Genomic DNA, 15,577 nt, shown 5'->3' with positions numbered 1-15,577 from the left:
CATGCCGACCCGTCGGTACGACGACTCCCCCGGCCTCGGTGGTCTCTACGCGAAGACGGTGAAGGCGACGCTGCGGCGTGCGGACTACGAGCCTGATGCGGACGGGCTGACGCTCGAGCTGCCGCATTCGGCGATCGATCAGGATCACTTGGCGGCGTACCGCGAGGTCACCGGCTTCCCGGCCGGCCCGGCTTTGCCGCCGACGTACCCGCATGTGCTGGCGTTCCCGCTGCACCTGGATCTGATGTCGGATCCGTCGTTCCCCTACAAGCCGATGGGGATCGTGCACCTGTCCAACACGATCACGCAGAAGCGGCCGCTGCCGATCCATGCGGAGCCCGCGATCCGCGTGCACAGTACGCCGGAGCGCCCGCACCCGAAGGGGATCGTCTTCGACATCGTCAGCGAGGTGCTCGTCGACGGTGACGTGGTGTGGACCGATCTGACGACGCTGCTGAGCCGCGCAAAGGGGTCCGAAGGCCACGTCGACCTGCTGCCGGATCCCGAGCTGCCGCCGCAGGCCTGGTGGGATCTTCGCGGGAACCTCGGTCGCCGGTACGCCGCTGCGTCCGGCGACCGGAACCCGATCCACCTGTTCAAGCTGACCGCGCAGGCGTTCGGGTTCCCGCGGCAGATCGCGCATGGCATGTGGGCCAAGGCCGCGGCGCTCGCTTCGCTGGAGCGGGCCGGACTGCGTGGATCGGGCGGGGTACCGGAGGCGTTCACCGTCCGGGTCGACTTCCGCAAACCACTGCTGCTTCCCTCCCGCGTCCAGTTCGGGTACGCCGTCGGCGGCAAGACCACCGACTTCGTTCTGTACGACGACGCCCACGAAGTGACCCACCTGATCGGTCAGCTCCAGGCGGACTGAACCGCGGCGGGCACCACCTCTCGGGCGATCTGGTCGAGCACCTCGCCGATGGGTGCGGCGTCGCGGCGGCTGCCGTCGCGTTCGCGGATCGCGAGCTGCCCGGCCGCGGCCTCGCGAGCACCGAGGATCGCCTGGTACGGCGCCAGCCGGTTCTCGCGGATCCGCGCTCCGAGGTTGCCCTCGTCGGCATGGGCGACCTCCACCCGGAGTCCACGGGACGACGCGCGCCGGGCGACCTCGACGGCGAGCTTCTCCTCGTCGTCGGAGATCGGCAGCACCACGAGCTGCACCGGCGCGAGCCAGGCCGGGAACGCCCCACCGTGCACCTCGATCACCTGAGCAACCGCTCTCTCGATGCTCCCGACGATCGCCCGGTGCACCATCACCGGCCGGTGTTTGTTGCCGTCGGCACCGACGTACTCCAGGCCGAACCGCTCGGGCTGGTTGAAGTCGAGTTGGATGGTCGACAGGCTGTACTCGCGGCCGGCCGAATCGACCACCTGGATGTCGATCTTCGGTCCGTAGAACGCGGCGTCGCCCGGCGATTCGACGTACTCGACTCCGGCGTTGTCGAGTACCTCGCGAAGCAGTTCGGCGGCTCGCGCCCAGCTCCCGGCATCGCCGACGTACTTGCTGTTCGGGCTGCCGATGGCTGCGTCCTCGGCCGGGAGCGCGAGCACGTACCGGGCGGCGCTGATGCCGAGGTCGGCGTACGCCTGCTTGATCAGGGAGAGTGCTCCCGCCGCCTCCTCTGCCACCTGGTCCAGGCGGCAGAAGATGTGCGCGTCGTTCAGCTGCATCGCGCGGACCCGGCTCAGCCCCCCGATCACACCGGAGAGTTCGGAGCGGTACTGGCCTCCGAGTTCGGACAAGCGCAGCGGGAGTTCGCGGTAGCTGTGGGAGCGAGATCGGTAGATAAGCGCGTGGTGTGGACAGATGCTCGGCCGCAGGACGAGTTCCTCGCCGCCCATGTCCATCGGCGGGTACATGTCATCGCTGTACTTGTCCCAGTGGCCGGAAATCTCGTACAGCGCTCGCTTCGCGAGCACGGGCGAATACACCTGCTGATAGCCGGCTCGTCGTTCGACTTCGGCGATGTAGCTCTCCAGGGCGTGCCGCACGGCAGCCCCCGCCGGAAGCCAGTACGGCAGACCCGCGCCGATCAGCGGGTCGGAGTCGAACAGGCCGAGCTCGCGGCCGAGTTTGCGGTGGTCGTACATGGTGATGGTCTCCTCGTTGAGATGGGGCGGCACCTCGAGGCAGGCAAGAAAAAACCCCGGGGCAATCGCCCCGGGGTTTGACAGTCAGGTGTCAGCGCGCCGGGACAAACTCCGGCGTCGTCGTCACTACTGCGCGCTGCAACATGCCGTCTACGGTAGCAGATCCGTTCACTTGCTCAAGTCCAGGCCGATGGGTCGGATGAGGCCTTCCTGGGCGACCGACGCGATCAGGCGGCCGTCTTCGGTGAAGAGGCGGCCCATGGCGAAGCCGCGGGCACCGGAGGCCGACGGCGAGGTCTGGTCGTAGAGCAACCATTCATCGGCGCGGAACTCGCGGTGGAACCACAGCGCGTGGTCGAGCGAGGCCGGCTGGATTCGGCGGTCGCCGATGACGATGCCGTGCGGCAGCAGGCTCGCGCCGAGAAGCGTCAGGTCGCTGGCGTAGGCGAGCACACAGGCATGGAGCGCGGGCTCGTCGGGAAGCTTGCCGGAGGCACGGATCCAGAACTGGCGTCCAGTCACCCCGGCCAGGCGGACGTCGAGCGCCGCCCACTCGCGGTCCCAGTCTGCTGCCGCGCGACCGGATCGAGCCTCCAGCACGCTGGCGAGGGTCGGCGCCTCGTCCGGCGGTACGACGTCGTCCGGAATCGGCTCCTGGTGATCGAGTCCGGGCTCGGGCTTCTGGAACGACGCGGACATGTAGAAGATCGGCTTGCCGTGCTGCGAGGCGACGACCCGCCGGCTGGAGAAGCTGCCACCGTCCCGGGTGCCCTCGACCCGATAGATGATCGGTACGGCGGTGTCGCCGCCGCGCAGGAAATAGCCGTGCAACGAGTGCACCATCCGCCCGGCGTCGACCGTTTGACCCGCGGCCGCCAGCGCCTGACCGAGCACCTGGCCGCCGAACACCCGCTGCAGCGCGGTCTGCGGCTGCCGTCCGCGGTACAGGTCGACGTCGATCATCTCCAGGTCGAGCAGCTCGACCAGGTCTTCCAGCGACTCAGGCATGCCTCATCCTGACAGGTCGCTCGATCAACGCCGTGTCATTCCACACCGGGGACCTGTGGATCCCGTCACGCGGACTCTTTCGGTGAGTTTTCGGTCGCTGTGGGTACGGTATTGATTGAGAGCTCAACCACCAAGCGATTGACCGAGGAGACCTGTTGTGAAGCTGCCCCCCATCGCCCGTGACCTCGTCCTGCTGATCTCGAGGGTCGGTCTGGGCGTCGTCTTCGTCGCGCACGGCTGGCAGAAGTTCCGGACCAACGGCATCGACGGCACCGCCCAGGCGTTCGAGAAGATGGGCGTTCCGGCGCCGACCCTCTCGGCGTACTACGCGACCGGAGCCGAGCTGCTCGGCGGCATCGCGCTGATCGTGGGCGTGCTGACGCCGATCGTCGGCGTACTGCTCGCGCTGGACATGGCCGGCGCGTTCGCCTTCGTGCATTTGTCGAACGGCGTCTTCGCCTCCGACGGCGGCTGGGAACTCGTCGCCGTCCTCGGCCTGCTGTCGCTCACGCTCGCCGCGGTCGGGCCCGGCCGCTTCAGCCTCGACCGGCTGATCGTCCGCACGCCAGAACGCGAATCGGTGTCGGTGTAGCCGCGTACGGACGGACTGTTAGTGCGCTGCCCTGGAGCGCCCCGGCGAGCCATGACAGCGTTGAAACGCGGAGGCAACGCCACCTAGTAACAGTCCGTCGGTACAGCACCTGGCCCAACAAAAGCGTCGGCCCACCCCCGCCCCGGGGTGGGCCGACGCCGTCTGGTGGGGACTACTTGTCGTCTTCGCGGTTCAGCTCGGCGAGGAACTGCTCGACCTCGGCGCCCAGCTCCTCCGCGGACGGCGTGGAGTCGGCCAGCAGGCTCTTGCGGCTGACCGAGCCGGCGGCAGCGTCGTACTGCGTTTCGAGCGCGTTGACGACAGCGGCCGCGTCGTCGGAGGCCTCGACCTGCTCGTCGACCATGCGGCCGGTGACCGCGGCCTCGTCGAGTAGGGCCTTGCTAGGGAGCAGCAGGCCGGTCGCGGCCGAGATCGCGTGCACCAGCGCCAACGCGGCACCCGGGAAGCGGTTCTCCGCCAGGTAGTGCGGGACGTGGACCGCGAAGCCCATCGCGTCCTTGCCGGCCTCGCCGAGGCGGACCTGGAGCATCGTGCCCGCGCTCGCCGGGAGGCGCATCTCGCCGTCCCAGATGTTCGAGCGAGTGACCAGCTCGGGGCGGGTGGCGTGGGCGGTGAGACCCAGCGGCCGCGTGTGCGGGACGCCCATCGGGATGCCGTGCACGCCGATGGTGAGGTTCACGTTGTAGAGCTCGATCAGCTGGCGCACCGCACCGGCGAACCGGTTCCAGTGGTTGTCCGGCTCCGGGCCCTCGAGCAGCAGGAAGTCGACGCCAGCATCATCCGTGAGCAGCCACAGGTTGAGCTGCGGCGGCGAGTAGTCGGTGAAGTGGTCCTCGGAGAACGTCACCTCGGGCCGGCGGGCACGGTAGTCGTGCAGGAGGTCGACGTCGAAGCGCGCCAGCAGGCTGCTCTCCAGCGTCTCCAGCAGGTGGTCCGCGGTCACTCGGCCGGCCTGGCCGGCGTCCATGAACCCGTCCAGGGAGTGCACCAGCACCTTGGGGGTCGCCGCCGGGCCGGTCGCCACCGACTCGTCGACGATCTCGTAGAGGTCGTCCGGTCGCAGCATCGTCGTCTCCTTCATCGTCGCCGTCCGGGCGGGTTCGGCGTCGCCACCATCCTGCCCTGTCAGGTGACAACGTCCGGAGTCCGGTCCGGCATTCCGGTCCGCGGGAAAAACCTGAACAATTTTTCCGCCCGCCACGCCCGGGACGCGGTACACCAGGAGACAGGCTGGGAAAGCGCTTGCTACGGTGCTCCTGTGCGCACCGATTCCGCTCCTGCCCTGACCGTGATGCTGGCGATGAACGACGCCAGCCGTAGTCGCGTGCTGGTCCCGCACGTCCGGGCCCGCCTCGACGCGGTCGCGACCGTCCTCCCCGTCGGGCCCGGTACGTCGTTCCTCGACGACCCGGCGATCGCCGCCGCGCTTCCCGACGTGGACGTCCTGCTGACCGGCTGGGGCTGCCCGCGGATCGGCCCCGAGGTGCTGGACGCGGCGCCGAAGCTGCAGGCGATCCTGCACGCGGCCGGTTCGGTGAAGCACATCGTCGATCCGATCGCGTTCGAGCGCGGGATCCAGGTCTCGTCGGCGGCCTTCGCCAACGCGCTGCCGGTGGCCGAGTTCACGGTCGCCGCGATCGTGCTGTCGGGCAAGCGGGCGTTCCGCCTCGCGGCGCAGTACCGGATCGAGCGCCGCAAGGCCGACCCGCACGGGATGCCGGGCAGCTACGGTACGACGGTCGGCCTGCTCGGGGCGTCGCGGATCGCGCGCCTGGTCGCGGAGCGGCTGAAGACGTACGACCTCGAGGTCCTGATCAGCGACCCGTATCTGAACGCGGACGAAGCCGCCACGCTCGGCGCCGAACTGGTCTCGAACGACGAGCTCTTCCAGCGCAGCGACATCCTGAGCGTGCACGCTCCCCTGCTGCCCGAGACCACGGGCCTGGTCGACGCGCACCTGCTCGGCCTGCTCAAGGACGGCGCGGTGCTGATCAACACGGCTCGCGGCAAGATCATCGACGCCGCCGCGCTCGAAGCGGAATGCGTCTCCGGCCGGATCGACGCCGTACTGGATGTGACCGATCCTGAGCCGCTGCCCGCGGATTCGCCGCTGCTCGACCTGCCGAACGTCTTCATCACACCGCACGTCGCCGGCGCGGTTGGTACCGAGATCGCGCGCCTCGGCGAACTAGCCGTCAGCGAGCTCGAGCATCTGACCGCCGGCCGTCCGCTACAACACGCCATCAGCCCGGGCGAGCTCGGCCGCCTCGCCTAACTCCTCCGCAACCAGATCGGATGGTCGAATGAGCCGCCTTATCCTGCCTGACACGGATCGCGTCCTCTCCCGCCAGACCGGCTGGACCCGAGCGCATTGGGAGGCTCTGGCGGATCACTTGCTCGACTCGTTGGTGCCGTACTTCTCGCCTGGGTCGGCGTTGATTGCGTTGCCGGGGCGGGCGAGCCGGTCCGGTACGGCGTCTGACCAGCTCGAGGGGTTTGCGCGGTCGTTCATGTTGGCGGCATTCCGGATCGCGGGCGTGCAGGGCAAGGGCTGCGACGCGCTGATCGAGCGGTACGCGCGGGGCGTGGCGAACGGGGCCAACCCGGACCACCCGGAGTCGTGGCTGCGGTTGACGCCGCGGTCGCAGCAGATGGTGGAGGCCGCGGCGATCGCGGTTGCGCTGCACGAGAGCCGCGAGTGGATCTGGGCCCGGCTCGACGACCGAGCGCAGCAGCACGTGGCCGAGTGGCTTGGTGGGTTCATCGGGTCGACCACGCATGACAACAACTGGCGACTGTTCCAGGTGGTCAGCGAGCAGTTCCTGGCGTCGGTCGGGGCGCCGTACTCGCAGGAGGACATCGACGGCGGGCTGGACCGGATCGAGGACTGGTACGTCGGCGACGGCTGGTACTCCGATGGTGATGGGCAGGCGTTCGACAACTACATCGGCTGGGCGATGCACCTCTACCCGGGACTGTGGGCGCGGATGGCGGCGGCCACGCCGGGAGCGGCGTACGAGGACCGGTTGAAGGTCTACAAGGAGCGGCTGAGTCTGTTCCTCGAGGACGCGGTGCACTTGGTCGGGAACGACGGTGCGCCGATCTATCAGGGGCGTTCGCTCACCTACCGGATGGCTGCGGCGGCGCCGTACTGGATGGGTGCGCTGCTGGACGCCACTCCCCTGTCGCCTGGTCAGACTCGGCGGCTTTGCTCCGGCATCGCGCGGCATTTCGTGCAGCACGGCGTACCGGATGAGCGTGGGTTGTTGACGCTCGGTTGGTACGACACGTTCTTGCCGGCTACACAGTCGTACTCCGGGCCCGGTTCGCCGTACTGGGCTTCGAAGGGGTTCGTCGGACTGATCCTGCCGCCGGAGCACCCGGTCTGGGCAGATCCCGAGGACACGATTCCGCTGGACGATGCCGATCAGGTACGGACGATGCCGGCACCGGGGTGGCTCGTGCATGCGAGCCGTCACGATCAAGTCGTCCAGCTGATCAACCACGGTTCGGACAAGCAGCCGCTGGCGGAGCCCGAGGGCGTTGAGCCGGTAGGCGACCCGCACTACAACCGGCTCGCCTATGCGAACCACGCCGGGCCCGAACTGAGCGACGACGCGCCGCGGATCGACAACCTCATCACTTTGGTCAGCGACGGGCAGGTCAGCGGGCGCGGACGGATCCGCAGGCTCGGGATCACCTCCCGTACGGCGTCCTCGTGGCACAACGCCTGGCTCGGTACCGAAGGCCCCTGGCGGATCGAGACCACGTCGGTGGTGCACAGCGGCTGGGAGATCCGGTGCGCCCTCGTCGAAGGACCGGCCGGCGCTCTCGTGCGCAGCGGCGGCTTCGCTGTCGCCGGCGGTTCCTTGCCGTCGGCAACTGCTTCGACAACTGCGGCGTCCGCGCGCAACGACGAGGGACTACTGTCCGCGATCGTCGGACTGCACGGGTACGACGCGGCCGGCGTGCACCGCGGTCTCGGGGCCAACGCCTTCGGGCCGCACTCGGCGACGCCGTACCTGACCGCACCGCACCAGGGCGAACCGTTGGTGCTGGTCAGCGCCGTGGTGCTGACCCGGGACGCGCTCCGGCCCGAGGCGCTTGCCGAAGGCATCGATGTCGCGGTGACCGGGACGACGGTGCGGATCACGCTGCCCGGCGGCGATTCCGAGGTCGTCACTCTGGGTGGTTAGGCCAGCCTCGCCAACGATGAGAAATCGTCGCGGGAGAACTACATTGACTGCATGAGCACGTACGAGAAGCTTTTGCAGGAGCAGATCCGCAACGAATTCACCGCGTCCCAGCAGTATGTGGCGGTCGCCGTCTGGTACGACGACCAGGACCTTCCGCAGCTGGCCGCGCACTTCTACAAGCAGGCTCTGGAAGAGCGCAACCACGCGATGATGATGGTCCAGTACCTGCTGGACAAGGACATCCGGCCGCACATCCCGGGCGTCGGCGAGGTGGCGTCGGACTTCAAGACCGCGCTCGAGCCGCTGGAGCTCGCGCTGGCGCAGGAGATCACGGTCACCAAGCAGATCGAGACGCTGGCCCGGACCGCGCGCGACGAGAGCGACTACGTCGGCGAGCAGTTCATGCAGTGGTTCCTCAAGGAGCAGGTCGAGGAGGTCTCCGCGATGAACACGCTGGTCAACGTCGCCAAGCGGGCCGGCGACAACCTGTTCCACCTCGAGGACTTCCTGGCCCGCGAGCTCGTCGGCGACGGCGGCAGCGACCCGACGGCGCCGACCGCGGCCGGCGGCACGGTCTGAGCCGAGAGCTGTAAACCCGATTTAACTTTGCTCTGTCGCTGGTGGCTACTTCCGGGTAATGTCGCTGCCATGGTGACCGCGAAGCGCCCGCCCGGCTGGCCGTTGCTCGTCGCTCTGACGAACGGCCGGTCGCGGATTCCGGACGGCCGGCTCGCGGCCGCCGTACGGGATCGGGTCGTGCTCGTGACCGGCTCGTCGTACGGGATCGGTGCAGCGACCGCACGCCGGCTGGCGCGAGCCGGCGCGACGGTGCTGCTGGTCGCGCGGACGGCGGATCAGCTGGCGGCTGTCGCTGCAGAGATTCGCGCTGACGGCGGGAAGGCGTTCGCCTATCCCACCAACCTGGCTGATCCGGCCGCTGTCGAGACGCTGGTGCGGACGATCCTCGAGGAGCACGGACAGGTCGACGTACTCGTGAACAATGCCGGGAAGTCGATCCGCCGATCGGTGGCTGATTCGTACCAGCGGTTCCACGACATCGAGCGGACCAACGCGGTCAACTACCTCGGGCCGGCCAAGCTGGTGCTGGAGCTGTTGCCGTCGATGCGGTCGCGACGCTCCGGTCACATCGTCAACGTCTCGACCGCCGGGGTGCGGACTCCCCCGATGGCGCGCTGGTCGGCGTACTTGGCCTCGAAGAGTGCCTTCGATGTTTGGCTCCGCTGTGTCGCGCAGGAGATCCGCGGCGATGGGGTCACCACGTCGACCGTCTATATGGGCCTGGTGCACACGCGGATGAGTGAGCCGACACCACTGCTGAACAAGATGCCCGGGCTGAGTCCGGAGCAGGCCGCGGACCAGGTCTGTACGGCGATCGCCGAGCGGCCGCACAACATCACGCCGCCGATGGTCCGGCCGGCCGACGTCCTGGGGAATCTGTTGCGGGTACCGACCGATCGGTTGCTCGAGGCCTACTTCCGGAGATCGGATCGGCCGCGCAAACCGCGGAGCGCGAAGTGATTCGATCGGTGGTGCGCAATCTCGGTGAGCTCGGCGGGATGCCGGTGGCCGTGGCCAAGTCGGGCATCTGGCGGCCTGCGCATCCGGCCCACGTGCTCGGGATCGAGCGCGCGTTGCGGCACTGGGGTCAGTCGATGGCGGCGCTCGGCGCGGTCGCCGCGGTGCGGTATCCCGACCGCGCGGCGGTGATCGACGAGGACGGTACGACGACGTACCGGGAACTGGACCGGCGCTGCGAGCGGATCGCGGCCGGACTGCACGCCGAGCACAAGATCGTTGCCGGGAGCAAGGTTGCGGTGTTGTGCCGGAACCATCGCGGCTTCCTCGAGGCGACACTGGCGGCTTCGCGCGTCGGCGCCGATGTGTTGTTCGTGAACACGGAGTTCGCTCCCCCGCAGTTGGCCGCGGTGCTGGAGCGGCATCGGCCGGATCTGCTCGTGCATGATGCGGAATTCGCCGTACCGGCTGGGATTCCCGCCGTACTGTCTGACTTGTCGGAGCTGGTCGCGTCGGAGGCGGATGAGGCGCCGAAGCCGGAGAAGCCTGGGCACATCACGATCCTCACCTCCGGGACGACCGGTACGCCGAAGGCCGCGCCGCGGGTGCCGACCGCGTTGGGTCTGGCCGGGTTGACGGCTAGTGCGTTGCAGCGGTGCGGGCTGCGGTCCGGAGAGCCGGTGATGATCTGTCCGCCGCTGTTCCATGGTCTCGGGTTGTTGACGTCGATGCTCGCGTTGTTTCTCGGGTCGCCGTTGGTGCTGGCACGGAAGTTCGACGCTGCGGAGGCACTGCGGCGGGTGGACGCTCACCGCGTGGGTGTGATCGTCGCCGTACCGGTGATGTTGCGGCGGATGCTCGAGGTGGACGGTCAGCACGATCTGCGGTCGTTGCGGGTGGTGTTGTCCGGGGCCTCGGCGTTGGGTGCGCCGTTGGCGGCGCAGTTCATCGAGCGGTTCGGGCCGGTGTTGTGCGATGCGTACGGGTCGAGTGAGGTGGGGATCGCGACGATCGCGACGTCGGCGGATTTGCTGGCTGCGCCGGGGACGGTTGGGCGGGCGTGTCTTGGAAGCTCGGTGCGGATCCTGGACGAGTCGGGTGAGTCGGTGCCGGTGGGTGAAACCGGACGGATCTTTGTGAGCAGTGGGCTGGTGTTCGGCGGGTACTCCGATGGCTCGAACAAGACGGTGGTCGGGCGGCGGATGAGTACCGGGGACATGGGGCATCTCGACCGGGCCGGGCGGCTGTTCATCGACGGGCGCGAGGACGACATGATCGTCTCCGGCGGGGAGAACGTGTACCCGGCGGAGGTCGAGGACTGTCTCGCCAGTCACCCCGCGGTTGCGGAGGCTGCGGTGGTCGGCGTACCGGATGAGGACTTCGGGCAGCGGTTGATCGCGTACGTCGTACTGCGGGGTGCGGCGACGCCGGACGAGCTGATTGAGCATGTGCGGGCGAACCTTGCGCGCTACAAGACGCCGCGGGAGATCGTCCTGGTCGACGATCTCCCGCGCAACGCTACCGGCAAGGTCCTCCGGACCAAGCTGCGCTGATCACTCCACTGGGGTTGCCCGGGTGGTCTTGAAGACCTTCGGCGCCGCGGATGTCGGCACGGGGAGCGGATGGCCGGCGACCGAGGTGTCCGCGCTGGGCAGTTCACCGGTCAGCAAGTACTTCGTGCCGATCGCGTTCGCCGCCTGGTTGACGGAGGATCGCGAGTTGGCGAAGACACAGTGCTTGCCCGAGTCCCGCTCGGTCACCAGCACCGAGGTCGGCAGCGCGGCATGCAGCCTCAGCGCGCCCTCGTACGGCGTCGCCGGGTCGCCGACGGTGTTGAACATGAGGATGCCCGGCAGGTTGTCACCGGTGATGTCGGGACGGTTCGTGCTTGGGACCGGCCAGCTGTGGCACGGGCTGGTGAAGACGTTGTACCAGGCGAACTGTGACGTCTTGGCCACCTCGGCGGTGTCTCGCTCCCAGGTTGCCCGGTCGTGCGGCCAGACCGAGTCGGAACAGACCACCGCGTTGAAGGCGGCCAGGCCTTCTTCGGCGTCAGCACCCAGGTACGGGGCCGCGAAGTCGGTCAGCGGACCGTCGTCGCCGTTCACGACGTACGCGCTGATCGCGTGGGCGAAGGGAGTCCAGTTGGATTCGGAGTACATCATGCCCGAGGCGGTGCTGAGCAGTTCGCTGCCACCGACCTGGTCGCGCGGGTTGGTGCGGAAGTCGGTCAGCGCCTTGGTCCAGCCGGCGCGGACCTCGGCCGTTGTCTTGCCCAGGTGGAAGACGTTGTCGTACTGCGCGATCCAGGCGAGGTAGCTGTCGAAACGCTTCTGCATCGCGGCTGCTTGGTTCAGGGAAGCCTGGTACCAAACGTCTTCCGGGGTCGGGTCGATGTTGCCGTCGATGATCATGCGGCCGACGTTGTGCGGGTAGAGCTTCCCGTAGACGGTGCCGAGGTAGGTCCCGTAGGAGAAGCCCAGGTAGTTGAGTTTCGCGTCGCCGAGGGAGGCGCGAAGGCCGTCGAGGTCGCGGGCGACGTTCTCCGTGCCGAGGTGCGGCAGCAGCGCGCCGGCTTTGGTGGCGCAACCGTCGGCGTACCCGGCCCAGATCTTCCAGAGCTGGTCGCGGTTGGCCTGCAGGTCGGGGTCGGGCTGCGGCGGACCGAAGTAGTCCGGCTCCGTGCAGCTGATGGCGGAGCTATGTGCGACACCGCGCGGGTCGAAGCCGATCACGTCGTACGCGTCCAGTACGGCGGGCGCCAGGCGGGTGAAGCCGGTGGAGTCCGGCTTGGTCAGGGTGCCGGCGTAAGCGGCACCGCCACCACCCGGGCCGCCGGGGTTGAGGACCAGGGAACCCAGCCGCTTGGCCGGGTCCTTGGCTGCGTGCTTGGTAACCAGCAGGGAGATACGGGCGCCGAACGGACGGCTGTAGTCCACGGGCACTGGCAGGGTGGCGCAGGTCAGTGCGGGAAAGGATTGCGCGATGTCGGTCGGGCAGGCGCCGAACACGAGCGAGGCGGTGGATGCGGGGACTGAAGTCGCGACTGCCGGAGCGGCGAACGCCGGGGCAGCGGGGGCGGTGAGTGCGAGGGATGCGGCGGCGGCAAGCGCCCAGCGGAAACGCATCGGGGAAGGCCTCCTAGCTAGCGGAAGGGACCTCCGCAAGCTATCCGCGAGAAAGTCGGCAGGACAGCGTTTCCATATCGCTCAAAGCTTTCCGCGGGGATGGGGGCGAACGGCAGCGGCGGCGGAATGTGATCGTTAGAATGGTTTCAGTCTAGACCGAATGGCTTGCGGGCATCCGTTAGCTACTGGGGAGGGGGCGCGGACGGGGGCCGGTGTAGGTGGGGAGGATGGATTTGGGGAGCGGGCCTTTGATGCGGGTGGGGTCCTGGGACTGTTCGTGGGCGTGGGCTAATAGGCCGACCGAGCGGGACAGGACGAAGAGGCCGCGGGCCAGTGGGGGTGCGAATCCGAGTTCGGCGTAGATGGTGGCGGTGGCGCCGTCGACGTTCATCGGGATCGGGGCGAGGGCGGACTCCAGGGCGAGAGAGCTCTTCAGATAGGTACCGGAAATGGTGCCGTCGGCAACTGCTTGCTGGGCTGCGGTGATGAGCGGGTCGCGGCGGGGGTCGCGTGGATGGAAGCGGTGGCCGAAGCCGGGGACGTAGGCCTTGCGCGCTTTGTAGTCGGCAACCAGGGCTTGGGGGTCCTGCTCGGTCGCGACCAGGTCGTACAGGAGTTCGAGGCATTGCTGGCCGGCGCCGCCGTGGACGTCGCCGAGCAGGTTGACGCCGGTTGCGATCGCATTGTTGAGCGGCAGACCGCAGGAGACCGCCATCCGGGCGGCGGCGATCGACGGGGCTTGGGGACCGTGGTCGACCGCTGCCACGAGAGTCTGCTCCAGCAGGCGCGCCTGGCCGGGTGACGGGAGGTCGCCGCGAACCATCAGCCAGATCATCTGCGGGAAGGTGACCGCGCCGATCAGTTCCTCGATCGCATACCCGTGGAAGCGGATGCTGCCGGGGGCGATGTCGGAGATTCCGGTCGCCCACCAGTCCGCCGCAGCCGTCATGCCGGCTTCAGAAGCAGAATTCATATGGTGTTCTCCGCGGCTAGTGCTTCTCTTTCGGCTTCGGTGTAGCCGAGGGTCGTGAGGACTTCTTGGGTGTGTTCGCCTAGGCGGGGTGGGCGGGTTGCTGGGCCTACGGGGTGACCGTTGACGTGGACGCTGCTGCCCAGGACTCTCAGGGGGCGGTCGCGGGCGTCGGGCATGGGGAGGTCGTGGATCAGGTGGCGGTCGGCCAGTTGGTCCAAAGCCAGGGCTTCCTCGACGGTGAGGACCGGAGCTACTGGTACGCCGGTGGTGGCGAGGAGGTTGTCCCAGTGGGCGGCGGAGGATTGTTCGAGGGTCTTCTCGAGTTCGGCTTTCAACTCGGTGCGGTGGAGTTTGCGGGATTCGCGGGTGGCGAAGCGGGGGTCGGTCAGGAGGTCGGGGCGGTCCAGTGCGCGGCAGAGTTCGACGTACTGCTCTTGTTTGTTGGCGGCGATGTTGAGGGCGCCGTCGGCGGTGCGGAAGGTGCCGGAGGGTGCCGAGGTGGCGTTTTCGTTGCCCATGGCCCGTGGCGTGCGGCCGCCGATCAGGTAGTCGGAGACGACCCAGCCCATGGCGGCGACGGCGGTCTCCAGCATCGAGACGTCGAGGAAGCTACCGATCCCGGTGCGGGAGCGCTTCACCAGGGCGGCCGAGATCGCGAAGGCGGCGGCGTACCCGCCGAGGGTGTCGGCGATCGGGAAGCCGGTCCGTGTCGGAGCGCTCTCCGGCGTTCCCGTGACGCTCATGATGCCGGACAGGCCTTGGATGATCTGGTCGTACGCCGGTCGCCCGCGCATCGGACCGGTTTGGCCGAAGCCGGAGACGGCGCAGTACACGAGACCGGGGTTCAGTTCGTGCAGGGTTTCGGCCGGGAAGCCGAGCCGGGCGAGCACGCCGGGGCGGAAGTTCTCGAGCAGGACGTCGGCCTCGCGGACCAGGCGCTCGAAGACCTCGCGGCCGGCTGGGTTCTTCAGGTTCAGGGTGAGCGAGCGCTTGCCCGCGTTCTGCGCGAGGAACGAGATGCCGAGGCCGGCGGCGGAGAGCTCGGGGTCTCCCCCGAGGTTGCGTGCCAGGTCTCCCGTGCCCGGCACCTCCACCTTGATCACGTCCGCACCCATCAACCCCAGCTGGTAACCCGCGAACGGCCCCGCTAACACGTTGGTGAGATCAAGCACCCGCACCCCCGCCAACAGATCGGCGGTCAGCCCTCCGGCTTCAGCTCGCACTGAAGCCGCTCCAGTTGGTGGTGTTGATGGTCGCGGCGCACCGCCGTACGGCGTTGATGTAGGCAGGCAGGCGGTCGTCGCTGAAGCGGGTGGTGGGGCCGCCGATGGCGATGGCGGCTACTACCCGGCCGTCGGGGCGGCGGATCGGGGCGGCGACGCCGGAGGCGCCGAGTTCGCGCTCTCCGTGGCTGATCGCGAAGCCACGGGCGTCGGCATCGACCGCGGCCGCGCGGAGGCGTTTGGCGAAGCCGGGTGGGCGCGGGGCCTCCAGGGCGATCTCTTCGATCACGGACGGATCGGCCGACAGCACCGGCGGATCGGTGAGCAGGACCTTCGAGGCGGCGCCACTCCACAGCGGCATCGACGAACCGACCGCGATCGCGTGCCGGATGCTCAACGTGCCCTGGGCTTGGGCGAGACAGACCCGGGTGCGGCCGACGCGGATGTACAGGTTGGCCGTCTCCCCGGTGTCGGCGGCCAACCTGCCCATCGCGGCGCGGACGGCCGGAGGAATCTCCATCGTCGCGCTGCTCAACCGCGACCAGCGCAGGAAACCGGGACCGATCGCGTACTTGCCGGGCCCGATCGCCGCGACCAGACCGCGCTGTTCGAGCGTGGTCACCAGTCGCAGAACTGTTGTCTTGGGCAACCCGCTGGCCGTGGTGAGCGCCGCCAGCGTCCAGCTAGGGTGCTCGTCATCGAAGCGTTCCAGCAGGTCCAGCGCACGGTGCACACTGCGGACCCCGTCACCGTCGGCCATCGAGTTCCCCTCTCCAAGACGTCCCTCCGACGATAACTCCGTCGTACCG

General features: G+C 68.5%; 14 protein-coding genes. 7 read left to right on the top strand and 7 right to left on the bottom strand.

Annotated elements, in window-relative coordinates:
- Nucleotide 1 precedes the first annotated feature (1 nt).
- Complete coding sequence (locus tag ABZS29_RS22130; RefSeq protein WP_355464155.1) at nt 2–871, top strand: MaoC/PaaZ C-terminal domain-containing protein; 870 nt, start codon at nt 2–4, stop codon at nt 869–871.
- Here ABZS29_RS22130 and thrS read toward each other — a convergent pair.
- The gene (thrS, locus tag ABZS29_RS22125; protein ID WP_355464154.1) at nt 853–2,124 is read right to left on the bottom strand and encodes a threonine--tRNA ligase; all 1,272 of its coding nucleotides are present in this window, start codon (nt 2,122–2,124) and stop codon (nt 853–855) included. The genes ABZS29_RS22130 and thrS overlap by 19 nt on opposite strands.
- A gap of 135 nt (nt 2,125–2,259) precedes the next feature.
- Nucleotides 2,260–3,099, bottom strand: coding sequence for an acyl-CoA thioesterase II (locus tag ABZS29_RS22120; RefSeq protein ID WP_355464153.1), 840 nt, complete (start codon nt 3,097–3,099; stop codon nt 2,260–2,262).
- 157 nt (nt 3,100–3,256) lie between these two features.
- Between ABZS29_RS22120 and ABZS29_RS22115 the strand changes: the two genes are divergently transcribed.
- The gene (locus ABZS29_RS22115) at nt 3,257–3,691 is read left to right on the top strand and encodes a DoxX family protein (RefSeq protein WP_355464152.1); all 435 of its coding nucleotides are present in this window, start codon (nt 3,257–3,259) and stop codon (nt 3,689–3,691) included.
- A 172-nt stretch (nt 3,692–3,863) separates the two neighbouring features.
- Here ABZS29_RS22115 and ABZS29_RS22110 read toward each other — a convergent pair whose 3' ends face one another.
- Nucleotides 3,864–4,778, bottom strand: a complete 915-nt coding sequence (locus ABZS29_RS22110) for a PAC2 family protein (RefSeq protein WP_355464151.1) — start codon at nt 4,776–4,778, stop codon at nt 3,864–3,866.
- A gap of 192 nt (nt 4,779–4,970) precedes the next feature.
- On the opposite strand from ABZS29_RS22110, the gene ABZS29_RS22105 reads away from it, so the two are divergent.
- From ABZS29_RS22105 to ABZS29_RS22085, 5 genes are all read left to right on the top strand, one after another.
- Nucleotides 4,971–5,987 (top strand): hydroxyacid dehydrogenase, encoded by a 1,017-nt coding sequence (locus ABZS29_RS22105; protein ID WP_355464150.1) that lies wholly within the window; start codon nt 4,971–4,973, stop codon nt 5,985–5,987.
- A 28-nt stretch (nt 5,988–6,015) separates the two neighbouring features.
- Complete coding sequence (locus ABZS29_RS22100) at nt 6,016–7,908, top strand: DUF2264 domain-containing protein (protein ID WP_355464149.1); 1,893 nt, start codon at nt 6,016–6,018, stop codon at nt 7,906–7,908.
- Nucleotides 7,909–7,959: 51 nt separating this feature from the next.
- On the top strand, nt 7,960–8,487 hold the full coding sequence (locus tag ABZS29_RS22095) for a ferritin (RefSeq protein ID WP_355464148.1): 528 nt from the start codon (nt 7,960–7,962) through the stop codon (nt 8,485–8,487).
- 69 nt (nt 8,488–8,556) lie between these two features.
- Nucleotides 8,557–9,447: an SDR family NAD(P)-dependent oxidoreductase gene (locus ABZS29_RS22090; RefSeq protein ID WP_355464147.1), complete on the top strand. Its 891-nt coding sequence runs from the start codon at nt 8,557–8,559 to the stop codon at nt 9,445–9,447.
- Nucleotides 9,444–10,997, top strand: coding sequence for an AMP-binding protein (locus ABZS29_RS22085; RefSeq protein WP_355464146.1), 1,554 nt, complete (start codon nt 9,444–9,446; stop codon nt 10,995–10,997). The genes ABZS29_RS22090 and ABZS29_RS22085 overlap by 4 nt, the downstream gene beginning before the upstream one ends.
- Here ABZS29_RS22085 and ABZS29_RS22080 read toward each other — a convergent pair whose 3' ends face one another.
- From ABZS29_RS22080 to ABZS29_RS22065, 4 genes are all read right to left on the bottom strand, one after another.
- Nucleotides 10,998–12,572: an alpha/beta hydrolase gene (locus tag ABZS29_RS22080; protein ID WP_355464145.1), complete on the bottom strand. Its 1,575-nt coding sequence runs from the start codon at nt 12,570–12,572 to the stop codon at nt 10,998–11,000. It abuts the gene before it with no gap.
- Nucleotides 12,573–12,750: 178 nt separating this feature from the next.
- Complete coding sequence (locus tag ABZS29_RS22075; protein WP_355464144.1) at nt 12,751–13,545, bottom strand: citryl-CoA lyase; 795 nt, start codon at nt 13,543–13,545, stop codon at nt 12,751–12,753.
- The gene (locus ABZS29_RS22070; protein WP_355464143.1) at nt 13,542–14,768 is read right to left on the bottom strand and encodes a CoA transferase; all 1,227 of its coding nucleotides are present in this window, start codon (nt 14,766–14,768) and stop codon (nt 13,542–13,544) included. The genes ABZS29_RS22075 and ABZS29_RS22070 overlap by 4 nt, the downstream gene beginning before the upstream one ends.
- Nucleotides 14,758–15,528 carry an IclR family transcriptional regulator gene (locus ABZS29_RS22065; protein WP_355464142.1) on the bottom strand — a complete coding sequence of 257 codons (771 nt, stop codon included), beginning with the start codon at nt 15,526–15,528 and terminating at the stop codon, nt 14,758–14,760. Before ABZS29_RS22065 ends, ABZS29_RS22070 begins: the two co-directional genes overlap by 11 nt.
- Nucleotides 15,529–15,577 lie beyond the last annotated feature (49 nt).

The sequence above is a fragment of the Kribbella sp. NPDC005582 genome (genome assembly GCF_040605415.1).
In the GTDB taxonomy this organism is placed as follows: domain Bacteria; phylum Actinomycetota; class Actinomycetes; order Propionibacteriales; family Kribbellaceae; genus Kribbella.
The sequence above is the reverse complement of the archived record's forward strand: the minus strand, read 5'-3'. Positions and strand labels throughout refer to the sequence as shown.